18 protein-coding genes are annotated in these 24,129 nt (G+C 39.1%); 6 read left to right on the top strand and 12 right to left on the bottom strand.

What is annotated here, in order from left to right:
* Positions 1 to 79: 79 nt before the first annotated feature.
* Positions 80 to 703 (bottom strand): GTP cyclohydrolase II, encoded by a 624-nt coding sequence (locus tag KK487_RS02915; RefSeq protein ID WP_013464123.1) that lies wholly within the window; start codon positions 701 to 703, stop codon positions 80 to 82.
* 233 nt (positions 704 to 936) lie between these two features.
* On the opposite strand from KK487_RS02915, the gene KK487_RS02910 reads away from it, so the two are divergent.
* Positions 937 to 2,034, top strand: a complete 1,098-nt coding sequence (locus KK487_RS02910) for a TonB family protein (protein WP_138764747.1) — start codon at positions 937 to 939, stop codon at positions 2,032 to 2,034.
* 40 nt (positions 2,035 to 2,074) lie between these two features.
* On the opposite strand, the gene KK487_RS02905 is transcribed toward KK487_RS02910, so the two are convergent.
* From KK487_RS02905 to KK487_RS02895, 3 genes are read right to left on the bottom strand one after another with little or no spacing between them, the layout of a single operon-like run.
* On the bottom strand, positions 2,075 to 2,527 hold the full coding sequence (locus KK487_RS02905; RefSeq protein WP_138764746.1) for a low molecular weight protein-tyrosine-phosphatase: 453 nt from the start codon (positions 2,525 to 2,527) through the stop codon (positions 2,075 to 2,077).
* 40 nt (positions 2,528 to 2,567) lie between these two features.
* Positions 2,568 to 3,221 carry a glutathione S-transferase family protein gene (locus KK487_RS02900; protein ID WP_013464120.1) on the bottom strand — a complete coding sequence of 218 codons (654 nt, stop codon included), beginning with the start codon at positions 3,219 to 3,221 and terminating at the stop codon, positions 2,568 to 2,570.
* A 15-nt stretch (positions 3,222 to 3,236) separates the two neighbouring features.
* Positions 3,237 to 3,743 (bottom strand): DUF3087 domain-containing protein, encoded by a 507-nt coding sequence (locus tag KK487_RS02895; protein WP_138627061.1) that lies wholly within the window; start codon positions 3,741 to 3,743, stop codon positions 3,237 to 3,239.
* A gap of 214 nt (positions 3,744 to 3,957) precedes the next feature.
* Here KK487_RS02895 and KK487_RS02890 point away from each other — a divergent pair, with 214 nt between their 5' ends.
* Both KK487_RS02890 and KK487_RS02885 read left to right on the top strand, forming a co-directional pair.
* Entirely contained in the window at positions 3,958 to 5,115 is a 1,158-nt protein-coding gene (locus KK487_RS02890) for a PA0049 C-terminal domain-containing protein (RefSeq protein WP_215521981.1), read from the top strand.
* A 248-nt stretch (positions 5,116 to 5,363) separates the two neighbouring features.
* Positions 5,364 to 8,615 (top strand): methyl-accepting chemotaxis protein, encoded by a 3,252-nt coding sequence (locus KK487_RS02885; RefSeq protein ID WP_215521980.1) that lies wholly within the window; start codon positions 5,364 to 5,366, stop codon positions 8,613 to 8,615.
* Positions 8,616 to 8,707: 92 nt separating this feature from the next.
* Here KK487_RS02885 and kynU read toward each other — a convergent pair whose 3' ends face one another.
* The 3 genes from kynU to KK487_RS02870 form a co-directional block, all read right to left on the bottom strand.
* A complete protein-coding gene (gene kynU / locus KK487_RS02880; protein WP_128583509.1) occupies positions 8,708 to 9,943 on the bottom strand; it encodes a kynureninase in 1,236 nt (411 codons plus the stop codon).
* A gap of 2 nt (positions 9,944 to 9,945) precedes the next feature.
* Positions 9,946 to 10,779, bottom strand: coding sequence for an alpha/beta hydrolase family protein (locus KK487_RS02875; protein ID WP_128583508.1), 834 nt, complete (start codon positions 10,777 to 10,779; stop codon positions 9,946 to 9,948).
* A 125-nt stretch (positions 10,780 to 10,904) separates the two neighbouring features.
* A complete protein-coding gene (locus KK487_RS02870) occupies positions 10,905 to 12,206 on the bottom strand; it encodes a metal-dependent hydrolase family protein (RefSeq protein ID WP_128583507.1) in 1,302 nt (433 codons plus the stop codon).
* 220 nt (positions 12,207 to 12,426) lie between these two features.
* On the opposite strand from KK487_RS02870, the gene KK487_RS02865 reads away from it, so the two are divergent.
* Both KK487_RS02865 and KK487_RS02860 read left to right on the top strand, forming a co-directional pair.
* Positions 12,427 to 14,121: a GGDEF domain-containing protein gene (locus KK487_RS02865; protein ID WP_128583506.1), complete on the top strand. Its 1,695-nt coding sequence runs from the start codon at positions 12,427 to 12,429 to the stop codon at positions 14,119 to 14,121.
* A gap of 502 nt (positions 14,122 to 14,623) precedes the next feature.
* Positions 14,624 to 16,804 carry a GAF domain-containing hybrid sensor histidine kinase/response regulator gene (locus tag KK487_RS02860; protein WP_215521979.1) on the top strand — a complete coding sequence of 727 codons (2,181 nt, stop codon included), beginning with the start codon at positions 14,624 to 14,626 and terminating at the stop codon, positions 16,802 to 16,804.
* Positions 16,805 to 16,869: 65 nt separating this feature from the next.
* Here the strand turns inward: KK487_RS02860 and KK487_RS02855 are convergent, their stop codons facing one another.
* Entirely contained in the window at positions 16,870 to 20,031 is a 3,162-nt protein-coding gene (locus KK487_RS02855) for an efflux RND transporter permease subunit (protein WP_128583504.1), read from the bottom strand.
* A 21-nt stretch (positions 20,032 to 20,052) separates the two neighbouring features.
* Positions 20,053 to 21,165: an efflux RND transporter periplasmic adaptor subunit gene (locus tag KK487_RS02850; RefSeq protein WP_215521978.1), complete on the bottom strand. Its 1,113-nt coding sequence runs from the start codon at positions 21,163 to 21,165 to the stop codon at positions 20,053 to 20,055.
* Between the two features lie 173 nt (positions 21,166 to 21,338).
* Here KK487_RS02850 and KK487_RS02845 point away from each other — a divergent pair, with 173 nt between their 5' ends.
* The gene (locus KK487_RS02845) at positions 21,339 to 21,647 is read left to right on the top strand and encodes a hypothetical protein (RefSeq protein ID WP_010390782.1); all 309 of its coding nucleotides are present in this window, start codon (positions 21,339 to 21,341) and stop codon (positions 21,645 to 21,647) included.
* Between the two features lie 23 nt (positions 21,648 to 21,670).
* On the opposite strand, the gene KK487_RS02840 is transcribed toward KK487_RS02845, so the two are convergent.
* From KK487_RS02840 to KK487_RS02830, 3 genes are all read right to left on the bottom strand, one after another.
* Positions 21,671 to 22,264 (bottom strand): acyl carrier protein phosphodiesterase, encoded by a 594-nt coding sequence (locus KK487_RS02840; RefSeq protein ID WP_013464110.1) that lies wholly within the window; start codon positions 22,262 to 22,264, stop codon positions 21,671 to 21,673.
* A gap of 118 nt (positions 22,265 to 22,382) precedes the next feature.
* Complete coding sequence (locus KK487_RS02835) at positions 22,383 to 22,877, bottom strand: general stress protein (RefSeq protein WP_013464109.1); 495 nt, start codon at positions 22,875 to 22,877, stop codon at positions 22,383 to 22,385.
* Positions 22,878 to 23,090: 213 nt separating this feature from the next.
* On the bottom strand, positions 23,091 to 24,074 hold the full coding sequence (locus KK487_RS02830) for a DNA topoisomerase IB (protein WP_128583500.1): 984 nt from the start codon (positions 24,072 to 24,074) through the stop codon (positions 23,091 to 23,093).
* Positions 24,075 to 24,129 lie beyond the last annotated feature (55 nt).

Below are 24,129 nucleotides of genomic sequence, written 5' to 3'. Positions count from 1 at the left end.
TAACCACACCACATAGGCTCTGCCTTGCCTAAATACCAAACAGACTGCTGCAAATTTAATCTTGAAAGGTCAACAGACCCTAAGGTTTTTTAATTTTCTTAATATCTAGCATATGAGAGCCATGCTTAATTTTAGTCTCTAAATACGCCTTGTTACCTGAAAGCCCAGCTTTAATGTGTGCATGAGTGCCCACAACAGAGTCCACCTCTATGCCAGCATCTTTTAATGCGTTAAGCTTTTTAGGATTGTTAGTCATTAATTTTACATGCTTTAAATTGAGCGCATTGAGCATTAATACAGCATCCGAAAAATCACGTAAATCATCAGCAAAGCCCAAATGATTGTTGGCCTCGTAAGTGTTCATACCTTGTGACTGCAGTACATACGCATCAATTTTATTATATAAACCAATACCACGCCCTTCTTGGCGTAAATAAAGTAAAATACCGCCTTGTTCGTGCATCATTTCAATACACTCATTTAACTGCTCACCGCAATCACAACGTGACGAGTGAAACACATCACCGGTTAAGCATTCAGAATGCATACGAATAAGCGGAACACCTTGTTCGGTATCGGCGTTTTTAAACACTAACGCAACATGCTCTTGGCCATCTTTTAAGCCACTAAAGGAAATAATTTCTGCAGGAATATCACTATTTTTGCCAACATTAAGCTGGACTCTTGCTCTTACTTGCGCCACGACCAATCCAAATATAAAAAAAACTACGACACGATAAAGTGATAATATCACAAAATAGGTTAAATACACCGTAGTACAAGACTGTTTATGGCAAATATATGGCGACGGTAGCGACTATTTTCAATCTTTAACCGCAAATATATTACTAGCGAGCGTTTACCTTGATTTACCTAAAGTGATGACATATACACAAGGATTTGCTAATTTGTTATCGACAAATAATAGGGATCATTATGAAATTAAACAAACTTGCATTACTGATGGGCTTAGGTTTATCTGTATTGAGCACCACGTCATTTGCCGAACAAACAAATAACGCTCAAGCCGTTTTCAACGACGCGTATCAAAATTACTTAAATGCGATTAAAACCAAAGAAAATGTGCAACAAGCCGCGGAGCAGGCTTACACATTAGGTAAAACTGTTTACGGTGAAAATGCTGATAACACCGCAAACTTAGCGATTAACTATGCAAAATCAATTAATCGATACGGTAAACAGTGGATTGAAAAGCGTTTTTCGCTCTATCAACAAGCCTATACTATTTTAGTTAATAACCATGGTAAGCAATCGCCTGAAACCATTGATGCTTTAGTCGGTATGGCTAGTTTTGCCCCTTCTGCTCAAAAAGCGGATTATTATTTAGAGCAAGTGATAGCAATCGCAAACACACAAAACAACCCTAAGTTTGTGGCTGATATGAAACTAGAAGCGGCAACCATACTAGCTAATAAATTCAGCTATGAAAAATACCGAGAAGCTAAAAACTACCTAGAAGAAGCCGATGAGTATTATCTGGCTAACTTACCTAAAAACTCAGTTGAACAAATAAAAGCTGATTTTTTAATGGCGTCATTTGCGGAAGGTCGAAAAAGATACGATCAAGCAATAGAACGACTTAACCGTGTAGTAAATGTGTTTGATGAAAGCTTAAGTTACGATCATAACGCCGAGCTTACCGCACACTCAAGATTAATTGGCTTGTATGAAAAACAAGGCAAAAGTGATGAAGCCACCAAACACTGCATCGCGATTGCTAAAATGGTGCCGTGGAAAGAAAGCCAAGAGCAAACGCCGCTATACCGCGTTAACCCTAAATACCCTAAAAACAAGGCGCGATTTAGTAAAGATGGCAGTGTAGTTATGGAGTTTGAAGTAGATGAGTCTGGCTTTGTAAAAAATCCGCAAGTACTTAGTTCTGAAGGTGGCGTGGCCTTTGAAAAATCGGCAGTAGAAGCATTAGCGCAATGGCGTTATGCACCTAAGTTTGAACATGGAAAAGCGGTTGCAGCAACTTCCAAAGTACAGCTCGATTTTAAAGTAAACCGTTAATAACATACCAAAGGCGCGTTGAGCGCCTTTTTAGTTTATTCTACTTTAACTTAGCTAAAATGTTATCGCTGGCGGCCTCTATTAAATCAAGTACCTTTTCAAAGCCATCATCACCGCCATAGTAAGGGTCCGGAATTGCGCTTTGTGCTTGCTCGCCATACTCTAAAAACAACGCAAGCTTGTATTGTAAATGCTCGGGGCAACGTGCAGTTAAATCTGCGAGGTTTTGCGTATCGGCTGCTAAAATTAAATCAAACTCGCTAAAATCACTGCTGCGTACCTTGCGTGAAAAAATACCTTTAAAACTATAACCGCGTTTTTCACCAGCCTGCATAGAGCGTTTATCTGGCGGATTACCTTCATGATGACCAATAGTCCCAGCCGAGTCCACTAGCAAATCAATGCCTAACTCTTTAGCGCGAGCTTTTAATACCGCCTCTGCGGTAGGTGAACGACATATATTTCCCAAACACACTATCAGTACTTTTTTCACTTATAGCTCCTAAGCTTTTGCAAAAAATCAGTAATAAACATTATTTTAATGAGGCTAATATTTTTTGCTCGCCCTCAAGCATGCTCTGCATAGCAGTCCCCTGTTTTACACGGCTATGCAATGCTGCAAGATTAGGCCAGCGCGACTCATCAAGTTGCTCACCACCATGCTCCATATTCATTAACTGGCAGCTCACAGCAATGTCGGCAAGGGTTAAGCTCTCGCCAACAAAAAACTCGTTATCCCCTAAATAACCTTCTAAATAATCAAATAAAGGCGGTAGTTTTTCATTTAATGCACTTTGCACTAAGGCTTCATCGGTTGGCTTTTGCATTGTGGGAGCAATAATACGTTGCTGAAACACCGTAAATGTTGCAAAAGGAGCCAGCTCGTAATCTGCGTATTTTTCTAACCAGCGAACGGCTGCACGTTGCTCTATAGTATCACCGAGTAAGGACGCTGAATTAGGGTATTTTTCATCAAGATATTGGCAAATAACGCTAGAATCCGCCAAACTTAACTCGTCGTCTTTTAGCGCCGGAATTCGCCCTAGTGGGTTCAGTTCTAAAAACCAATCAGGTTGATTAAACGGCGAGACTATTTCGAGTTTATAGTCGAGTTGTTTATGCGCTAAACATACACGTACTTTACGTACATAGGGAGAAAGCGGGACACCATAGAGAATTATGCTCATTGTGATTCCTATAAATTAAAACTGCTTTAAAATTGCGTCATCGTAGTCATCGGCATTAAGGGTTAAATTATATTTAGCCGCAACGCTATCTAACTCGGCTTGTTTAATCGCTAAATCATCCATGGTGATGGTGTTATCGTCAAGCCGCCATAACAAGCGTGAGCCTGCATAACTATAGTGAATGGCTAATAGCGCATCAGGATTACCTTCACGTCCCGCCGCTTTAAGCTTTGCCATCTTGCGGGTAATTTTATTAAGCGCTTGTTTAAGCTCCCATACATATACCACCTCGGTCATAAAAGGATGTGTACGGTATTTATTTAACAACCAGCCAATACCAATACTAGTAACAATTACGCCTAATAAGTTCCAATGAAAATGACTACCACTTTCATCGGGAAATAATGCAATAAGCGTTTGTGAAATAGCTAAACTACCAATCGCTAAGCTTGCGGCACAACCGACTATAACGCGGTTTAAATGTTTACGATAACGAGCTTTATCTATTTGAATAAGTTGCATAGTTGCCTAAAATTAAAAAACTAAAAAATACACAGCCACCATTGTAGCTAAACCCACCACAGAGTTTCGACTCTTTTTAATAAAATACCCGTAGTTTTTGATTTAACGCCGGTTTTATACTTCTTGCAACATAAAACCAACCAACGATTTTATTTGCACCCACTTATTAGGCATAGGATAGTAGACAACAAATACGACTCAGTTTAGGACCATCATGATAAAAACACTGATTGCTGCAAGCTTAATTTTTTCTTCTTCTAATGCGTTAGCTAATTTAAACACACCGCTAACCCCAGAAGAATTGCGAATTGAAAAAGCCAGCCAAGCGATGCCTAGCGTGCTAAGCGCTTTTGCCAGCGAAGTTAATCAATTTGAGCTGCAATTCAAGTCACTCTCAAGCTATGCACAAGCCGTAGATGCCGTTAATGACTACTCAAAACGATTATGGTTTAGTGCAAAAAAACGCATCGCTACAACGCAAAACTTAGATGATCGCGCACTTTACTGGGCTCGCTTACAATCAAGCAAAATTATTCGCACCACAAAGCCTGCATTTTTGCTGAGCGCGGCGCAGCAAACAGTGTTATTAACACTTTTAGAGAATGGCAGCCGGGGTCGCACCGATCTTAGCTACTCACAAAACACCTCTAAAAAAATATTATTAACTGGATTTGACCCGTTTTTACTTGATAGAAATATAAACCAAAGCAACCCATCGGGTGTTGCAGCACTGCTTCTTGATGGCCAAGTCATTAACTATAAAGGTATTAGTGCTGAAATAAACACAGTGATGGTGCCTGTGCGTTATGAAGACTTTGATCACGGTATTATAGAATCCTTACTTGCCCCTTATTACGCACTTAATAATGTTGATATGGTGGTTACCGTTAGCATGGGTAGTAAAGACTTTGACCTTGAGCGCTTTCCAGGCAAGCGCCGCAGTGTAACAGCGCCCGACAACGCCAATGTAGTGTATGGAGGCAGTAAAACAGCGCCGCTCATTCCAAGCTTGAACGACCGCCCATTACCAGGTACTGAGTTTGTAGAATTTAGCTTACCCGTTAGCGCTATGTTAAGCGCAAAAGGCCCTTTTCCTATTAATGATAACCATCATGTTATTACCTTAAAAAAAGACTTTGAGCCTAATAGTTTCGATGAATTAAAAGACGCTATTGCAGTGCGAGGCGGTGGCGGTGGTTATTTGTCTAACGAAATTTCGTATCGCAGTATTCGCCTGCGAAATCAGCTAAATTCAGATATTCCGACAGGACATATTCACACCCCACGAATTGCTCAGTTTGAACCCGAAACTGAAGCTAAAATAGTAAAGCAAATTCAAACTATGTTAGAGCGCAGTTTAGTCGCACTCTAACATCGTTTGCTTTTTCAACTTCAACGTTAGAACGACTATTAATAAACGTAGGAGCACTTAAATGCTTCTACGTTTTTTTGCTTTAAACCGCTAAAAAAGCATGCTGAAATTACATTAAAATTGAAAGCGCTCTGTATCAATCTCGGCTATTTTATAATAAAAACTCATTACTTTAATTATTAACTAGATCTTCACAAATTGTGTTCTATGCTCATTTGAGGTACAAACCTTATTACAGGGACATAGTAATGCTCACAATTAACCACTTTTTTAATTCATTAAACTTAACAAAAAAACTTATCTCCGCCTTTTTAGTTGTTGCCCTAGTGCCAATAACAATAATTATTATTGTCGCAATTAATACAGCTTCAAACTCGATGACAGAACAGGTTTATTCGCGTTTAGACGCTGTGAGTAAAGTAAAACAAAGCGCTGTTAAACGCTATTTTAACAACATTGAAAAAAAGCTTAATGCGCTGCAAGCAAATCCAGAAATGGCCAATATTGCGACAAAGTTTATAGATGGATTTAATAATACCTCCCCTTCAACCTCATCAGCGTCGCTAAGTCGCTTTTATGAAGAGTCTTTTACCCCAAAATTTAAACAGCTAAACCCAACAAATACAGTCTCTTCATCTCTATTAAAGCAAATGAATCCAAAAAGTATTGAGCTGCAATCTCGTTATCTAGCTAATAACCCAAACCCAATCGGTGAAAAACAAAAACTAACCACCACAGAGCAATCAGACTCTTACGAGCAAGCGCACCGCCAATATCACCCTTATCTACGCGATATGACTAATATAAATAAGTTCTACGATATTTTCATTATCGACCCAGCAAATGGCAATATTGTTTACTCTGTTTATAAAGAAGTAGACTTTGCAACATCGCTGCAAACAGGCCCCTACGCTAAAAGTAATTTAGCGAACCTATTTAGACAATTAAAAGACAGCAACGACCCACAAAAAATTGCTTTTGCAGATTATAAACAGTACTCCCCTTCATATAATGCCCCTGCAAGCTTTATAGGAAAGCCTATTGTTGTTGATGGTAAAACGGTTGCTATTTTAGCTGCCCAATTATCGATTGAAGATATTAATTCAATTATGAAAGAACGTGACGGGTTGGGCGAAAGCGGAGAGACCTACCTTGTTGGCCCTGAAGGGTTAATGCGCTCTGACTCTTATATTGATCCGAAAAACCACTCTGTAGAAAGCTCGTTTAGAAACCCAAATAAAGGCACTGTGAATACCTTATCTGTAATCAAAGCACTAAAAAATGAAAAAGGGCAGCATGTTATAAATGACTATAACAATGAAATGGTGCTCTCTGCATTTGCACCTGTAAATGTATTTAATGTTCGCTGGGCACTCATAGCAGAAATGGACGAACAAGAAGCTTTTGAGTCAATAACGACTCTTTCCCAACAACTCATTGTGATACTTTTTGTCACTATTTTCATTGTTACCATTGCCGCATATTGGTTTGCGCGAACACTCACAAAGCCAATACATGCACTGGCTGATACGATGAAAAAAGTTGAACAGCAAGGTGACTTTTCATTACGAGCAACAGTCTATTCAAGCGATGAAATAGGCGTTAGCACTCAAGCATTTAACACTCTTCTTGATGCTCTACAGTTATCTATTAGTGAAACAAACCGTGTTATGAACCAAATGGCTGCGGGTAAATTTGATCAACGTATTGAAGCACCATGTCGAGGAGAGTTAGATACGTTAAAACAAGCAACCAACGATTGCGCAAGTTCACTAAACGGGGTAATAAACGAATTAAATAACATTGCGATTGCTATGGCTGATGGTCAATTTGATATTCAAATTAATGCCTCAATGGCAGGCGAATTAGGCACCTTAAAAAGTAATATTAACCAATCGCTTTCCTCAATAAACAACACAATGAATAGTATCGTAGATATTATGGCTAACGTAGAGCAAGGTAACTTTAAAGAGCAAATTACCTATCCAGCTAAAGGAAAACTTGCCCAGCTAAAAGACAGCGTGAATAACTCAGTGAATAGCTTAAGTATTGCCATAGATGGGATTAGTGACGTTATGAGTGCATTACGACAAGGCCAGTTTTCAGCGCAATTAGAGGCCCCCTTAGCTGGTCAGCTTGATATTTTAAAACAAGATATTAATTCCAGTATGGCTAATTTAAATAATGTAATGAATGAAATAGGTGAAGTCATGACCTTTGTTAGTCAAGGTGACTTTAAAAAAATGATAAAAGGTGAAGCCAGCGGCCAACTTGAGCAGCTAAAAAGTAACATCAATACATCAATCACTGCTATTGATACTGCTTTAACTGAGATTTCATCAGTCATGCTAGCAATTAGTCAGGGGCGTTTTGATCATACTATTTCATCGACTATGACAGGCCAACTAAATAGTTTAAAAACAGATATAAACCATTCGGTAACTAACCTCGAACGTGTCATAAACGACCTCAACCAAGTAATGGCTGCAATGGCAAACGGCGATTTTTCTCATCAATTAAAACAGCCATTACAAGGCCAGTTGGAAGATTTAAAAAATAATGTTAATGAGTCTACCTCATTAGTTTCATTGGCTATAAATGAAGTCAGTAGCGTTTTGTCAAACTTAGCTAAAGGTGACCTTACCAAAAATATAGAGGGACAATATCAAGGCGTATTCGATACCCTTAAAAGCGACACCAACGCGACTATCGAGAAATTAACTAATGTCATTCAAGAAATTCAAGTATCGGCTAGTCAAGTTATGCAAAATGCGGGTGAAATAGCTTCAAGTAATACTGAAATAAGCAAACGCACAGAGGAACAAGCAGCCAACCTTGAAGAGGCAAGCTCAAGTACTGAGCAAATGCTAGATGAGCTAACTAAAGTATCTGAACAATCAAAAAGTGCCGTGGCATTGGCAAGCAATGCAGAGCAAATTGCTGAAGAAGGAAATCGCTTATCAATACAAACCGTTAGCGCGATTGATGACGTGAATGAAGCCAGTAAAGACATTAACGAAATACTTACGGTTATTGACAACCTCGCTTTTCAGACAAACTTGCTATCACTTAATGCCGCCGTGGAAGCTGCTAGAGCTGGCGATCATGGAAGAGGCTTTGCCGTAGTCGCTAATGAAGTCGGTGATTTAGCGGGGCGTAGTGCTAAATCGGCAAAGCAAATAAAAAGTATTATTGTAAATAGTAATCAAAAAATAGCGCTTGGGACGGAATTAGCAGACACCTCAGGGAAGAAATTAAAACACATAATGCAAGCTGTTAGCGATGTTAATAAAAATATCATACATATAGCGCATTCAACCTCCGCACAAGAGCAAGCGATTAAAGAAGTTAACCTTGTTGTACAACGTTTAACCGGTTTAACCCAGGCAAACTCGGCTATTACAGAAGAAACAATGGCGGCAGCACGTCAAATGGCAGAACAAGCTACCGAGATGAGAGTGCAACTCAATTACTTTAATCTAAAAAAAGAGCAACAATAGACTAAAGGCGCAGCAAGTTATTTTGCTAACACGATGCTTTTTTAACTTAAGTAATTTGATGAGCCATTATTGAATAATGGCTCATCATAACGTTACGTTACTTTACCTGCTAAATTAAAACGTGGCTGAGTATATAGCTGGGTTTTAACCACCTCAGCCAAAATCATGACCGCATTCCATATATCTTCAAATGAGGTATAAAGAGGTGTAAAACCAAATCGTAATATATTGGGCGCACGAAAATCAGCAATAACCCCTTTTTCAATTAACGCTTGGCATATAGCGAACGCGTCTGTATGTGAAAACGCCAATTGGCTACCTCTTTGACAGGCATTTTCAGTAGAGCATAAACGCAAATCACTTAAGCATGAATGTGTTTGTAGCAATTTAATAAATACCTCGGCAAGTGCAATCGACTTTTCTCTTATTTGAGAAATGTCTACGTTTTGCCATACATCAAGGGCGGCATCTAACGCACTCATAGCAATCACACTCGGTGTGCCACACAAATACTGATTTATATTATCAGCGCCCTGATATTCAGCATTAAAAGCAAATGGTTTAGCATGACCCATCCAGCCTGATAGTGGCTGCTTTACACTAGCCTGATGACGTTTTGCCACATATAAAAATGCAGGCGAGCCCGGGCCGCCGTTTAAGTATTTGTAGCCACAGCCAACGGCAAAATCTGCATTACAGTTATCGAGCTCAACCGGTAAAGCACCCGCGCTGTGGGCTAAATCCCATATCACTAAAATGCCTTTTTCGTGGGCAAGCTTGGTCAGCTTTTGCATATCTAATAGCTGCCCGGTTCTAAAGTTCACCTGCGTTAATAGCAGCACCGCCACTGAATCGCTAAGGCTTTGTTCAATGTGTTGCTCTGCTACTAATTTAAGCTGACATAAGTCAGGGCCTAATAAGTCACTTAACCCTTGTACCATATATAAATCGGTTGGAAAGTTATCTTGCGTGGATAACACCACATTTCGGCCAGGGTTTAACGATAACGCACTACTTAACAGCTTGAACAAGTTAACTGAAATAGAGTCACAACAAATCACTTGGCCTTTTGCAGCACCAATAATCGGCGCTATTTTATCTCCTACCTGATTGGGTAAATCAATCCATTGGTGATCATTCCAACTTCTAATTAAGTAACTACCCCATTGTTGATTTACCACCTCTGCCACGCGCGACTTAACGGCTTTAGGCAAGGCACCTAGTGAATTACCATCGAGATAAATAGTGTCTACGGGTAAATCAAATTCATCGCGTTTATTAGCCAGCGGGTCGGCTTTATCAAGCGCTACAATCTCATTAAAATTCATTTTTATATCTCATTTAAATTTTTTATTAGTGTACTAAATGCCTCAGTTCCTGGGTGGATCCAATCAAAATGCCCCACGCCTTCGAGCATCACCACCGGGCGTTTAAGCTGCGCTAAATTAAAAGCGGGGACAATGGCGTCTTTGTCACCTTGTAAAATAATGCTTTGGGGATGAAGTGGCTGCTCACTCGGGTTAGCTTGCGTGTAAGCCTTAGGTTTATCAGTTGGCATACCTTGCATAAAATCTTTTGTCACTTTTTGACAGCTGTTATTACCACGTGCATATGCTTTTATATCAGTGATAGGGGCTAAGCCAATAACGCCTTTAAGCTGGCTTATTTCACTACCTGCAAGCAGTGCTAAATGTCCACCAGCAGAGTGCCCTACAGCAACCGAGTCAGCTAATTTAAACTCGCCATTATTGTAAGTACTTGCCGCTAAAATACCGGCTTTTATATCATTAAATGTGACAGGCCAGCCACCACCGCTTGTACCACTTCTTCGATACTCTAATGACCACACGTTAAAGCCAGCTTGTGCAAGCCCCGTACTTAACGCATACGTGTGTTTAATATCGTACTCACTAAGCCAACAGCCACCATGGAGTAAAATAACTAACGGCGTTTGCACCAGTGCTTGTTTTGCGCGCCAAAGTAATGCGTACTGTGACTCATTACTGCCGTAGGCTATTTTTTCATCGGCTAAGTTAAATCCCAATGAAGCCACTTTTGCATAAGCTACATTATTTTCAACATCAGGAAATTCAACTGGTTGCTGCGAGGCACTATTTGCTAACAAAGGCCATACACTAAAAAATAAAACCACTAAGCTCTTCAAAATAAACTACTTCCTTTTTACCTAAAAACGGTATAACAAAATAACGCTGGTCAATCGTCTACAAACATTTTGTTGTACGACCTACCAGCGTTATAACGTCATTCATAATAAAATAAATATAGTGTTTATTGTTGTTTGAAAATTACGCCTTCTTTCATCACAAAATCAACATCCATTAAAGCGCTAATATCGCTAAGTGGGCTGGAATCTAAGGCAATAATATCGGCAAACTTACCAGGCTCTATAGTGCCTAAGCTCTGGCTCATATCAATTAAATCAGCAGCATTGACGGTTGCCGACTTTAAAATATCGGAGGTACTCATACCGGCTTCATACATCAATACGGCTTCTTTTGCGTTAATACCGTGCTTTGATACGCCACTGTCCGTGCCAAAGGCAATTTTAACGCCGGCTTTGTAAGCCTTAGTAAAATTGTTGAGCATATCGCCCCCCACTCTCGTTGCTTTAGCCTTAATAGGTGCAGACATAAAATCTGAATTTTTTGCCATATTAACCACAGTATCGCCAGCTAATAACGTTGGTACAAGGTAAGCGCCGGTTTCTTTAAAGAGCTTAATGCCCTCTTCATCGGTGTAACTGCCGTGTTCAATGCTATCAACCCCTGCACGAAGTGCGGCATTAATACCTTGTGCAGCATGGGCATGGCTTGCTACTTTTCGCCCTAACCCATGTGCGGTTTTTACAATGGCTTTGAGCTCATCGTCTTCCATTTGTTGACCCGTCCCCGTGGTGGTATCAGAAAGCACACCACCGGTAGAGGCCACTTTAATTAAATCGGCCCCATACTTAATTGCATAACGTGTTTTTTTACGGCACTCAACTGCGCCATCACACACTGTTGGTGGTGTTTTTATGGTGAGTAAATCAGGACTCATACCATCAACATCTAAATGCCCACCAGTAATAGTTACTCCAGCACCGGCAATAATACGCGGGCCATTAACCCAACCATTCGCCACCCCTTTTCGTAATGCGTACATTTGCTCGCTTTGGCTACCTACATCACGCACGGTGGTAAATCCCGCCATTAGGGTTTTATTAGCAAAATGAACACTGCGCATTGCTACATCTGCATCAGACATTTCAACCAGTTCTTTTTTATTATCTGGCCCAAGCTCACCTTGTAAATGCACATGCATATCCATAAGCCCTGGCATAACAAAGCTGGTCGATAAATCGATTAATTGGGCATCATCACCAAATCGAGAGGCCGGTAAAAAACCAGCGGATACAGACACTATTTTGCCATTTTCTATTACTACAGTTTGTTTTTGCTGTGATTTTTCGCCAGGGACGCTTAATAGCTCTCCCGCATGAATCACTATAGTATTGGCTTGTGCATTGCTGGCGCAAAAATTTGCGGCTAAAAAAATCGAGGTAATAACACTCAATCGAAATATGCTCATGAAAATCTCCAATGATTCGCTTTTCGTTAACAGCAACGAAATAACGTTAAAATATTGTTATACAACCAATACCTTATCAGGAAAGTCACAAAAACAAACCTGAAATACGTTTTTAGTAAAAATTCTGACCACTATTTACACTGCCTTCAAACGGAAAAAATAAAAGAAGATGTCTATACTCAACCATATTGTTGTAATACTTTTCATATGTAGGGAGCTTATGGATATTAAAGACATAAATATTGCACTGCTAGAAAAATGCAACTTTCTTTTAATGGTATTTGATAACCATCATCAGCTCAGTTATCTCTCAGATGGGTGGTCAGAGCTAAATATTACAACCAAAAACATGCCAACCATTGAAAGCCTGTATGCCTGTTGTACAACTCAAAGCAAAACACTATTACAACAACAAATTCTCGCACTAAAATCGCAACATAATGAGTTAGACCAATTTGATATTGAGCTCACATTTGCAACCGATTACTCTATTAAACTAAATTGCTGCTTACATAATGTGGATCAAAACCAACATCAATATATGGTTTTAGTTTTTAGCCAGCATTTTGCCCAAGTGTCCTCTGTTATTAGTAATAACGAATTACAAACCATCATAGAAAACGCAGGCGAAGTTTTAAAAGTAGGTTATTGGCAGCTCGACTGTAATAGCAACCAATTATTTTGGACCGATGAAATTTACACTATCCATGGCGTTTCCCCTAGTCGCTATTCACCACAGTTAGATACTGCAATAAACTTTTATCATGCAGATGATAAGCCCAAAATAGCCAGCGCTGTCGAAAATGCGCTTTTAACGGGGCAAGAATGGAGTTGTATAAAATTACGTGTTGTAGATGACGATCAACAAGAACGCACGGTAATATCAAGCGGTAATGTATCAAGAAATAAAAATGGTGAAATTACTAAGCTATACGGCATTTTTCAGGATATAACAGGAAGTGAAAAAATAGCCCTTGAACGAGACTTTTTAGTTACCGCACTCAAAGAAACTACGGTAGGAATGGTCATTGCCGATAAAAATAAGCATGTTATTTGGGTTAATGGATCATTCGAAAAAATGACAGGGTATAGCCTTTTTGAAGTCGAAGGCAAAAAGCTCGGCTCTATTTTACAAGGTGAAAATACTGATTTAAAAACGATAGCTAAACTTAAAACTCACCTCAAAAAAGGGCTGCCTATAAGCACCCGAATTTTAAACTACACCAAAAGTGGGGAACCCTATTGGAATGAGTTGGCAATATCGCCGATTTATAGAGATGGAAAAATCGCTTATTACTTTGCGGTGCAAAACGATGTAAGCAAAGAAATAAACATAGAACACAAACTCATAGCCCTTAATACCAGTTTAGAGCAACGAATACAGGCACGCACTCAAGAACTATTTACACTTAACAAAGAGTTAGAAAAACAGGCTAATGTAGACCCACTTACAGGATGTTTAAATAGGCGAACCTTATACAGGTTCCTTACCGATGAGCTATTAAAAACACAAGATGAAAATACCTATATTTCATTATTAATGCTCGATATAGATCACTTTAAAGCCATAAATGATAACTACGGCCACGAAGCTGGAGATAAGGGTTTAAAAGAACTCGCTAATATTTTACATGGCCTCACCAGAAAAAATGACGCTGTATTTCGCCTTGGCGGTGAAGAGTTTTTAATTATTATGCCTAACACAAACAAAGCCGAAGCTAAGCAAGCCGCTGAGCGTATTAAAAACGCAGTGAATGAACATAAAGTTTACTATCGCAATAAAAATATTAGCTTTACTGTTAGTATTGGACTGCTTACCCACGATGGCACAATTAGCCTACAAAGCAGCTTAAAATACGTTGATGACTATTTATACGAGGCAAAAAATAGTGGTCGAAATAAAATTGTTGATTGACTCCCTATAAGACGGATTGTTTTAAATCAATTCGTAAAAATTTAAAAGGTCATATAAGCTAAATACTTAAGCACAACAATTTAGCTTAAATTTTCAACAGTAGATAAATTCGTAAATAAAAATACACTTTAAGCAAATTGACATTAAACGCGTATTTTTTCATTTTATACTAGAGTCTGTTGACCTTTGCGGATTAAAATTTGTTCAAGCTAGGGGCGGTTTAATCGCGGCGCGAGGTTTGTAACCTAGTGGGCTAAGTAAAAACCGAGCAACAAAGAGTAAATCGCCCCTAGGCAGAACCCTTCGGGCAGCGCCTGTTTGGTATTGATGCTGCGTTATCGCCTATTTATGGGGAACAACCACACCACATAGGCGCTGCCTTGCCTAAATGCCAAACAGACTGCTGCAAATTTAACCTTGAAAGGTCAACAGACCCTAGCTAATGCGTTATTATTTTTATTCTATTACTCATTGTTAAGCATAACAAAAACAAGGTTACATAATGATAAAAGCGTCAACACCTGAGGATGAACTATCACGGCTAAAAGACTTATATGAGTATGACGTTTTAGACACTGAAGCTGAAAAATCCTTTGACGATTTAACCCAGCTTGCATCTGATATTTGCGAAACGCCAATCTCACTAATAAGTCTTGTTGATCCTGACAGGCAATGGTTTAAGTCAAAGCATGGTATTGATGTAGCCGAAACCGCACGAGATATCTCGTTTTGTTCTCACGCAATTCTAGAAAACCAAGTATTCGAAGTTCAAAATGCACTTACTGACACCCGCTTTCACGATAATCCCTTAGTTACAAACGACCCAAATATTCGCTTTTATGCAGGTGCACCTCTCATCACACCAAGAGGAAACGCTATAGGTACGTTATGTGTTATTAGCGATAAACCAAAAAAGCTTTCAAGCAAACAAATAAATGCACTCACGGTTTTGAGCAAAGAGGTTATTGCGCAATTAGAGCTTCGGCTTAATAATAAAAAGCTGTTTATGGCGTTAGAAAAACAAAAAGAGCACAATAAAGAGCTAGAAAAGTTAAAAGAAGCCGCGGATATCGCCAATAACACAAAGAGTAAATTTTTGGCAAATATAACTCATGAGCTGAGAACCCCATTACATGGAATTTTAAATTTAGCTGAGTTTGCTATCTCAGAGACAACAACAGAGGAAAAAAACAGCACCTTAAAAAGCATATTAAAGTCAGCACATTACTTATCAAATATTGTTAACGATATTTTAGACTTTTCTAAAATTGAGGCTGGCAAATTAGAAATTGAACATATCAACTTCAGTCTTAATGAGGTTATTAGCGATGTAATAAAACCCCTGTTACAGCAGGCATCTGCTAAAGGCATAAAGCTGATTACATCGATAGACCCAAAAATAGCAGACAATTTAAAAGGCGATCCTCTTCGGATTTCGCAAATTTTAAATAACCTGTGCTCAAATGCGATTAAATTTACCAACTTTGGCCAAGTAGAGCTGAAGATAAGTGTTAAAAATAGTACATTGCAAACACAAGTACTCACCTTTGAAGTTATTGATACAGGCCTTGGTATTAATGAGACTGTTCAAGAACATTTATTTAAAGAGTTTCATCAGGCCGACTCATCAACCTCAAGGAAATATGGAGGCACAGGTTTAGGCTTATCAATTTGCGCTCGTTTAAGTGAGTTAATGCAGGGGCACCTTAGCTTTACCAGCAAAATAGATAAGGGCTCCACGTTTACCTATGAGCAAAGCTTTGAGATTGCTTTATTGCCACCAACCTCGAAGCAGTGCACTGATATAACAAACCTTCAAGGTAGTACTGTTTTAATTGCCGAAGATAATAAAATAAATCAGCTTATTATTGTTAAAATGCTCAAAGCACATAATGCTAATTTAATTATCGCAGAGGACGGTAAAGAATGCGTTAAGTACTTCAAGGAGCACTCGGTAGACTTAATTTTCATGGATATACAAATGCCTGAAATGGATGGCATAAAAGCTACGCAAGCTATTAGAGCGCTTCCTACAGGTAAAACAGTTCCGATTATAGCTATGACAGCAAATACCCTAAAACAAGACATTGAGCATTATTTAGATATTGGTATGGATGGCTACTTAACTAAACCGTTTGATAAAGCTAAGCTCAATAGCTTACTCAATGTTTATAATCCTAAAAACCTTAACTTAAAAAACTTAGCAGTAAAAATTAGCGATCCTAATGTTTCTAGTGACAGGAAACTAAAGCAAATATGCAAAGAGTTAAAAGCGCTTATTCCCAATGCTAATCGAGTCAGTCTGTGGTTATTTAATAAAGATTACAGTGCATTAAATTGCTTAGCTTGCCTTGATGAAAATAATGACGTGTTAAGTGGAACTGTTCTATACACAGAAAACTCCCCTGCTTATTTCAACTATATTTTAGCTAACCAAGTACTCGACGCTTCTGATGCCAGAAATAACGAAGTAACCAAGCCATTCTCTCACTCTTACTTTGAGCCTCTCGATATTTATTCTTTACTTGATTACATTTATACACTTAATAGCAAACCGTTAGGTGTCATTTGTTGTGAAAGTGTGGGCTCAAAGGTAACTTGGAGTCAAGCTGATAAAAAGTCGTTAATCAAAGTCGCAGACGTTACTAACTTGTTTTTATCTAAACAAATAAAGCATGAATAAAACAGGCCTATTTAGTGGCTAAAATTACCACTAAATAGGGATGAAACTATTATCAGCCCTTCGTATTAAGCCTGCTCTAACTCACGCTGGGTTTGTTGTTTATCTGCTTGAACCGGCTTTATTTTAAAGAAAAAAGTATACACAACCGGAACAAACCCTAATGTTAAAATTGTTCCCATTGCAAGACCAAACGCAATAGTGCTTGCTTGGCCATAAAACAAAACATCTTTAGATAAAATGAGCGGCATTAAGCCTATTATTGTTGTACAAGTAGACATTAATATAGGTCGTAAACGTCTTAAAGAAGCGCTGATCACCGCCTCATAATTTTGCTGATTATACTGCTCAGCGGTTTGTTGTTCACTGTGCTCAATTTGTTTACGTTCAATATTAATACGGTCAATTAATATAACCGCATTATTAATGATAATTCCGGCAAGCGCATATAGACCTAAAATAACCATAAACCCAAAGTTTGCCTGCATAATTAACAAACCAAAAGCGGCACCAATGATGATCAATGGCACAGTCAAAAACACAATACTAGTTGCACGGTAAGAGCGAAATTGCGCAATAATAATAAACACCATAATGGCAATACACAGCGGTAAGTTAGCTAAAATTGACGCTTGCGATTCCGCAGAGTCTCCAATTACACCGTCATATTCTATTTCATAACCAGGGGGTAATTTTTCTCTTATTTTATCAAGTTTTCCTTCAATTAATGGCACCATACTTTGCGCCGACATAATCTGATTTTTAGCTTGTACTGTTACAGTACGAAATAAATTTTCACGCGCAATACGCGCAAATTGCGTTTCATAGCGAATGTCGGCCACTTGCATTAAAGGAACATTAACGCCTCGAGCCGAAGAATAAACATTTACGCTGTTAATACGGTCTAGATCGTAACGTTCACTGTTTTGTGCCCTTAACACAATGGGGAATATGTCATCACCTTCACGAAACTCAGAGATTGTGCGTCCCGAAAAGTAGGTTTCTAATGCTTGTGCAACATCGTTTGAACTAACCCCAGCACGACGAGCATTTTGCTGGTTAACCTCAACTTTAAGTGTAGTAATGCGGTTTTCCCAATCACTTTTAATATCGAATGCGCCGTCTGTATTACGCAATAAGGTTTTAATTTCCTCGCTAATAGAATAAATATAATTACTGTCTGGGCCTTTAATTTGAATCTCTATCAGTGAAGAATCTGATGGCCCTAAAAACATTTTAGTGGCGCGCCCCATAACTTCAGGAAAGTCTTGAGCAAACATGTCGCGCACGCTATTTATTGTTGGCTCAGCTAGTTTTCGCTCTCCAACATCAATCATAAAGAATGCTTTTGAAGGCTCAGGATCAATCGGTGTGAGTGACAAAACAAACCGTGGCCCGCCAAATCCACCATAAGCAGCATATTTTTTAATATGCGGAAAACGTGCTTTATCATCCAATTTTTTTAAAATGGCTTGTATCGTTGCATCAGTTTTACGCATTGACGTACCAGCTGGCATATCTAAATACACTAAAATTTGTGCGCGGTCGGAGTCTGGAAAAAACTTAGCTGGCACTAAACTCATAGCCCAACCACCAACAAAAAATAGCCCCAATATCACAACAACAAAAGCTATACGAGCGCGCATAATTCGTCTTAATACTTTTTCATAAAGCGGACTAAGGCTATCGAAAAATCCATTAATTTTCCGGCGAATAATATTTTGCCTTTGCCTCGTTTCCTTTTTCACAAAGCGATGACACAAGTAAGTAGTAAAGGTAAGGCTCAACGCCCATGAAATAAGCAATGCAATTAACACCACCAGCGAAATAGAGCGTGTATATTCACCCGCACTACTTTGCGCCAACATCAATGGCAAAAACACAAGAATAGTAGTCAACGATGAGGTTAAAGAGGGTATCGCAAGCGTACCCGAGGTATTACGAATAGCTTCGTCACGCGTTTCGCCCTCTTCGATACGCTTTTTAAAATCTTCAGCCATTATTATGCCATCATCAACCAGTAGCCCAAGCGCTATAATTAACGTGGCAAGCGACATACGCTCCAGCGGAATACCCATAAAGTTCATAATTGAAAGCGTGATTAAAATAGCTGCAGGTACAATCGAACCTACAATCAAGCCGGTGCGTAGACCTAAAAACATAATAACCACAATAGAGACAACAACAATGGTTTGTAACACACTAAAGCTCACACCAAATACAGCATCGGCAACCACATCAGCTTGTCGGGTAATATTTTTTAATTGATAGCCCGCAGGTATAGTTTGATTAATTTGAGCTATCATCGCTTCCATTTTAGGAGTGAACTTCAGCACATCCGCTTGTTCATCCTTAGAGATTGCAAAAATAATGGCCTGACGGCCATTGTAGTAACTTGTTCTTGATGGGGGGTCGATCACTTCACGGCTTATTTTGGCAATATCACGTAATAAGATGGTTTGTGATTGATTGGGAACAGTGATCAGCGTATTGCGTATATCAGCTAGGCTTTGGTAATTCCCAGAAGGCTGGATAATAAAGTTTTCACCATCGGCATCAATAATGCCACTGGGACGTATAATATTTTGATTTTTTAAAGCCGCAATCAATTGTGTGGGTGCAATCCCTAACTGAGCGAGCTTAGCGTTTTTAGTTTCAATAAAAATACGCTCTTGCTGAATGCCTAAAATATCAATTTTTTTTGTGCCTTCGACTTGATGCATCATATCGGCAATATGTTGCGCCACATCTTGGCGATCCCCCATGCTATAAGCGGGATCTGCAATAAGTGCCACCGTTAACACGGCAACATCACCAAAATCATCATTAATCACATAAGGTAAAGTACCACTGGGTAGCTCACCTCGAACCGCGTTAATTTGGTCACGCAGTATATCCCACTGCTGATCAAACGCACTTTGCTCAACACTTTGCTTGAGCTCTGCGTGAATAATAGAGCGACCTGGAATAGATACTGAACGAATTTCGGCAATACTGGGCATTTCACGTATCGCTTCTTCGAGTGTTTTAGTGATCAACAGCTCTACTTTTTTTGCGCTCATGCCAGGGTAAGCGGTTGTTACAACCGCCTCACGAATTTTTATTTTAGGATCTTCTTGTTTGGGTAGTTGATAATAACTAAATGCGCCAAATAGCATAAGGCCAAAGACGATGGCCAGCATCAAGCGATTATGATCAAGAGCAAGCTCTGAAATAGTAGGGATTTTCATCGTTTAAATCTCCGTCACGGGTTATGGATTAAGGCGCTTGATTTCACCCTCGATAAGCGTCACTTTTTGCCCATCGTGTAAAAAAGCCATTCCCGCATTAACAATTCGCTCCCCTTCTTTTAAATCGCCTTTAATTTGCGCTTTCTGCGCAAAAAACGTTACTACGTCCACGGTTATTTTTTGTAAAACATAACCTGCTTGTTGTGATTCAGCTTGCGCTGTAGGTAACAGCTTAAAAACAAAATGCTGATTATTTTCTTGCGCCATAATGGCACTTACAGGTACTACAAAAGCATCTGTGGCTTCCTGCTGTTGTTTAAATTGTACTTCAGCACTCATACCCGTTCTAATGTCTGCAACATCATTTTCAGATATTTTTAAAATAACAGGAAACGCATTCGCGCCTTGAGCAGCTGTGCCAATTTCTTTAATTTTGGCATTCAACGTTTTATCTAATGCTGAAATAGTTACCTTAGCAGGCTTATCAATAGCTAATGAGGAGAGAATCGCTTCAGGGGCAAGGATAGAGACTTCAAAATTTTCTTTACCTTGAATTATAAATGCAGATGTATTTGGGCTTACCTGTTGTGAAGGTTCAATATTACGTTTTGAAATAGTCCCTGCATAGGGCGCAATTAGCGTGGTATCTTGTAACTCTTCTTTTGCCATCGCTAGTCGAACTTTAGCAATATCGACTTTATCTTTGGCACTCTCATATTGCGACTTTACTACATCGTATTGCGCGCGTGACACAGCGCCATCATCAACCAGTGATGCTTTGCGCTCAAAGTCCTGCTTAGCATTTAGCAGCATAGCCTTAGCATTAGAGACCTGCCCTTTGGCCTCTTGCACTGCCAATAAATATTTTGTTTGTTCCAGCCTAGCTAACGGCTCACCTTCTTTAAAAGACTCACCAATTTCAAAAAAAACGTCTTCAACCTTGCCGCTAACCTCAAACATTAAAGTGGCTGTATTAGCAGGTTGGATAACACCTGATAAAATACGACTATCAAACGATTTAGTTTTATTTAACTCTATGACAGAAACAGGTTTTAATTTTTGCTCAGAAACTTGCTCTTCAGAGCACCCTGACAACATAAAAATAATAACGAAACAAACAGCTATATAATTCATAATTTCCCTTGATAAATAGTGTATTCAAACTGGTTGTACTACCAAACTAACTACAATCAATATTCACAGTGAGCCATCTAATTTAAAGTATGGCTAACATTGTTATCACCCTGAAAGCTTGGGTATAATGCAATATTCCGGCTGTATTTTTAGCCTCTAAATTGGATCTCCACATGAAAAAACTATCTGCTGTGCAAGTAAAACAACAAGCTCTCGTTCTCAATGTTGCTGACAAAATAGAAGAGCAAGGCCGTGCTGAAATCCCAGGTATGCTGCAATGCTGGTTTGATGTGGAATATCATTTATTTCCAGGTTCTTTACTAATGTGTTTTCAATTTGAAAACCAACAAGCACTTACAGCCGCAGAGCCGGAGCTACTAAAGTGGCAAAAACGCTTAAGCGGTGCCATGCTCAAAAAAGGCGTAATTTTAAAAGATATGCGCAAACATTTAGTATTTACCCTAAAAGGACCAGACGACTAAACCACTTATTTTGTAAGCGCACTCTACTTTGGTGCGCTTTCCAAATTGAACTCATTAACGTGCTTAATCAGCTCAGGGAAAAACGCTAAAAAGAGCTCATCTAGCTCACTATAATGGCGGATTATATCTTCAGCGGTACCTGCAAAATTATTAGTAAAGCGAATACGTTTAGCAATATTATCAAGCGCCCGCCCTACCCCATCAATGCTTTCGTACTCCTTAAACCAATCGTTTTTCGTCATACTGGTTACTACACGCTGCATTTTCTGTGGCATTACAGGTATACGCCTGTCCAAAAGGTCATAACTGGTGTGCTTAAAATCAATTAGTGATTGGTTATTAAACTGCTGCCAATGCGCAATAAGAAAATGATCAAACACCACATCAACTGCCACACCTGCAAAGCGCCTGCGCTTGGCTGAAAAAAGCTGCTTAGCTTCTTTTACTAGAGGATGTGTGTCAGTAAATTTATCCACTAAATAATGGTTATCTAGCGCACTTTTTACAGTTGTAGGTAGATGCGTTACCTGTCGTTGGCCACCAAAATCTCCCAGCAAATTGCCAAAATGAGAATCAGCCGTAGGCTGTGCTAAATAAAGGTGGGCTAAGTAATTCATTGGTTGCCAATATAGATTAATATACCAAACTCAGATAGTTTTAAATTCAAACACGTAAAAAGATGGAACGCAGTTCCACCTTTATACATTTTAGATACTGATAGCGCATTCTAAAATATTACGCTTTTGAAACCTTGCTTGCACCAGCATTATCAAGAATTTCTTCAACACTATTTTTGTTATCGCTGTTATATTTAACACCGACGAGTATTGAACCTTTCTCAATTGCGTCTTCATAATACTTAATTTCATGTTCTGGAATAAATGCGCCGATTGCTGCGCCTAAAGTCCCACCAACGGCAGCACCTGCGCCACCAGCTGCAAGTGCTGAAACCAAAGGACCTGCAACTAATAAGCCGGCACCACCAGAAGCGACTGCTCCAACAGCGGTAAAACCACCAATAATTGCCGCTAACACGCCACCAGATGCAGCGCCCAACAAACCGCCCTCTGCTGCTTTGGTCCCTTCATCTACAGCAAAGTCTTCCTTTGTATACGAGTCGTTAGCGACAATGCTTATATCCGCCTCACTTACACCTAAAGCTTCTAATCTATAAATTGCTAATGTTGCTTGTGATGCATTATCGAATAACCCAGTAATAACAGTACTCATAATAACTCCTTTATTTGTTTAAGAAAGTACGCTTAGTAATTAGCAACATTCAAACCAAAGTTTTAATCCTTTAAAATCAGCTAGATAAATAAAAAAGTAGAGTGAAACTCTAGGCTTTAAAGTAAAAGTTGCTAGAAGTTGTAAAAAGTTCACACACATAGGTATCACTCAAGCGATTGAAATATGAGTAGAATTACAAAGAGACTAACGTTATTAGCATTGTTCTTCTAAAAATATCAACAACCCACGTTCATAGCGACTCAGATACTTAGTCTTACGGGGTAGTTTGTCTAAGTTATTAAAGTCCTTTAGAGCTTCCTTGCCTCCTTTACACAGCTCAATCAACTTTGGATGAATATATGAATTACGAGCTATTGCTGGGGTATTCCCTAAATTACTTGAAACGCTATCTAACATATCTTTAAGCGAAAGCTGGCCGTTTGATTTATGTAAGACTTCAAATGCCAAAACACTGGCCCGCCATGTTCTAAAATGTTTTGCACTAAACTGCTCGCCCATAACACTTTGAATAAACTCATTCACCTCTTTGGAGGTAACATCACAATACTCGCCTTCATCGATATATTGGAATAAGCTCTGCCCAGGCAAATCTTGCAACTGCTGTATGATAGAGCTAAGCACTTTATCTGTTATGTTCACTTCTCTTTGCTTACCGGATTTTGCTTTATACTTTAAGCGAATATTTTTACCCGTTAGTTTTGCATGCCGGCTACGCAATGTTGTAGCACCAAAACTATTATTATGTTTGGCATTTTTTTTAGAGCCAACGCGCAGGGCTCCAAGATCCATTAAACGTACAACGGCTGCGATCGTGCGCTGGTAATCTAGCTCATTACCTCGCAAATATTCCGATAGTTTTGCTCTTAACAAAGGCAGTTTATTTCCAAATAAAACACATGCTTCAAACTTTTTAAGCTCTTGCTGCTCCCTAAACTCGGGATGATAAAAGTATTGCTTGCGGCCTTTGCTGTCGTAGCCAGTAGCTAAAATATGCCCATTTTCTTCTGGACATAACCATACATCTTTGTATGCGGGGGGAAAAGCGAGATTGTCTAAACGCTTTATTTCATCGTTATCATGTATTTTCTTTCCTGCAGGATCATAATAAACCCATTGGTTTTCATGCCTCTTACGAGTTATGCCCGGCAAGTTATCATCGACATAAATTAGTTTCATTTTATTCCTTTAAATTTTTGTAATCCTCAAATAAAACGGTGCCATCAATAACAAG

The organism is Pseudoalteromonas sp. SiA1 (genome assembly GCF_018732205.1).
Classification (GTDB): Bacteria; Pseudomonadota; Gammaproteobacteria; order Enterobacterales; family Alteromonadaceae; genus Pseudoalteromonas; species Pseudoalteromonas tetraodonis.
The sequence above is the reverse complement of the archived record's forward strand: the minus strand, read 5'-3'. Positions and strand labels throughout refer to the sequence as shown.

Excerpts from the sequence above, each read along its gene's own strand:
- kynU (WP_128583509.1), bottom strand. The coding sequence starts at position 9,943 with ATGAATTTTAATGAGATTGTAGCGCTTGATAAAGCCGACCCGCTGGCT.
- KK487_RS02890 (WP_215521981.1), top strand. The coding sequence starts at position 3,958 with ATGATAAAAACACTGATTGCTGCAAGCTTAATTTTTTCTTCTTCTAAT.
- KK487_RS02900 (WP_013464120.1), bottom strand. The coding sequence starts at position 3,221 with ATGAGCATAATTCTCTATGGTGTCCCGCTTTCTCCCTATGTACGTAAA.
- KK487_RS02850 (WP_215521978.1), bottom strand. The coding sequence starts at position 21,165 with ATGAATTATATAGCTGTTTGTTTCGTTATTATTTTTATGTTGTCAGGG.
- KK487_RS02885 (WP_215521980.1), top strand. The coding sequence starts at position 5,364 with ATGCTCACAATTAACCACTTTTTTAATTCATTAAACTTAACAAAAAAA.
- KK487_RS02840 (WP_013464110.1), bottom strand. The coding sequence starts at position 22,264 with ATGAATTACTTAGCCCACCTTTATTTAGCACAGCCTACGGCTGATTCT.
- KK487_RS02845 (WP_010390782.1), top strand. The coding sequence starts at position 21,339 with ATGAAAAAACTATCTGCTGTGCAAGTAAAACAACAAGCTCTCGTTCTC.
- KK487_RS02855 (WP_128583504.1), bottom strand. The coding sequence starts at position 20,031 with ATGAAAATCCCTACTATTTCAGAGCTTGCTCTTGATCATAATCGCTTG.
- KK487_RS02865 (WP_128583506.1), top strand. The coding sequence starts at position 12,427 with ATGGATATTAAAGACATAAATATTGCACTGCTAGAAAAATGCAACTTT.
- KK487_RS02860 (WP_215521979.1), top strand. The coding sequence starts at position 14,624 with ATGATAAAAGCGTCAACACCTGAGGATGAACTATCACGGCTAAAAGAC.
- KK487_RS02835 (WP_013464109.1), bottom strand. The coding sequence starts at position 22,877 with ATGAGTACTGTTATTACTGGGTTATTCGATAATGCATCACAAGCAACA.
- KK487_RS02830 (WP_128583500.1), bottom strand. The coding sequence starts at position 24,074 with ATGAAACTAATTTATGTCGATGATAACTTGCCGGGCATAACTCGTAAG.
- KK487_RS02910 (WP_138764747.1), top strand. The coding sequence starts at position 937 with ATGAAATTAAACAAACTTGCATTACTGATGGGCTTAGGTTTATCTGTA.
- KK487_RS02870 (WP_128583507.1), bottom strand. The coding sequence starts at position 12,206 with ATGAGCATATTTCGATTGAGTGTTATTACCTCGATTTTTTTAGCCGCA.
- KK487_RS02895 (WP_138627061.1), bottom strand. The coding sequence starts at position 3,743 with ATGCAACTTATTCAAATAGATAAAGCTCGTTATCGTAAACATTTAAAC.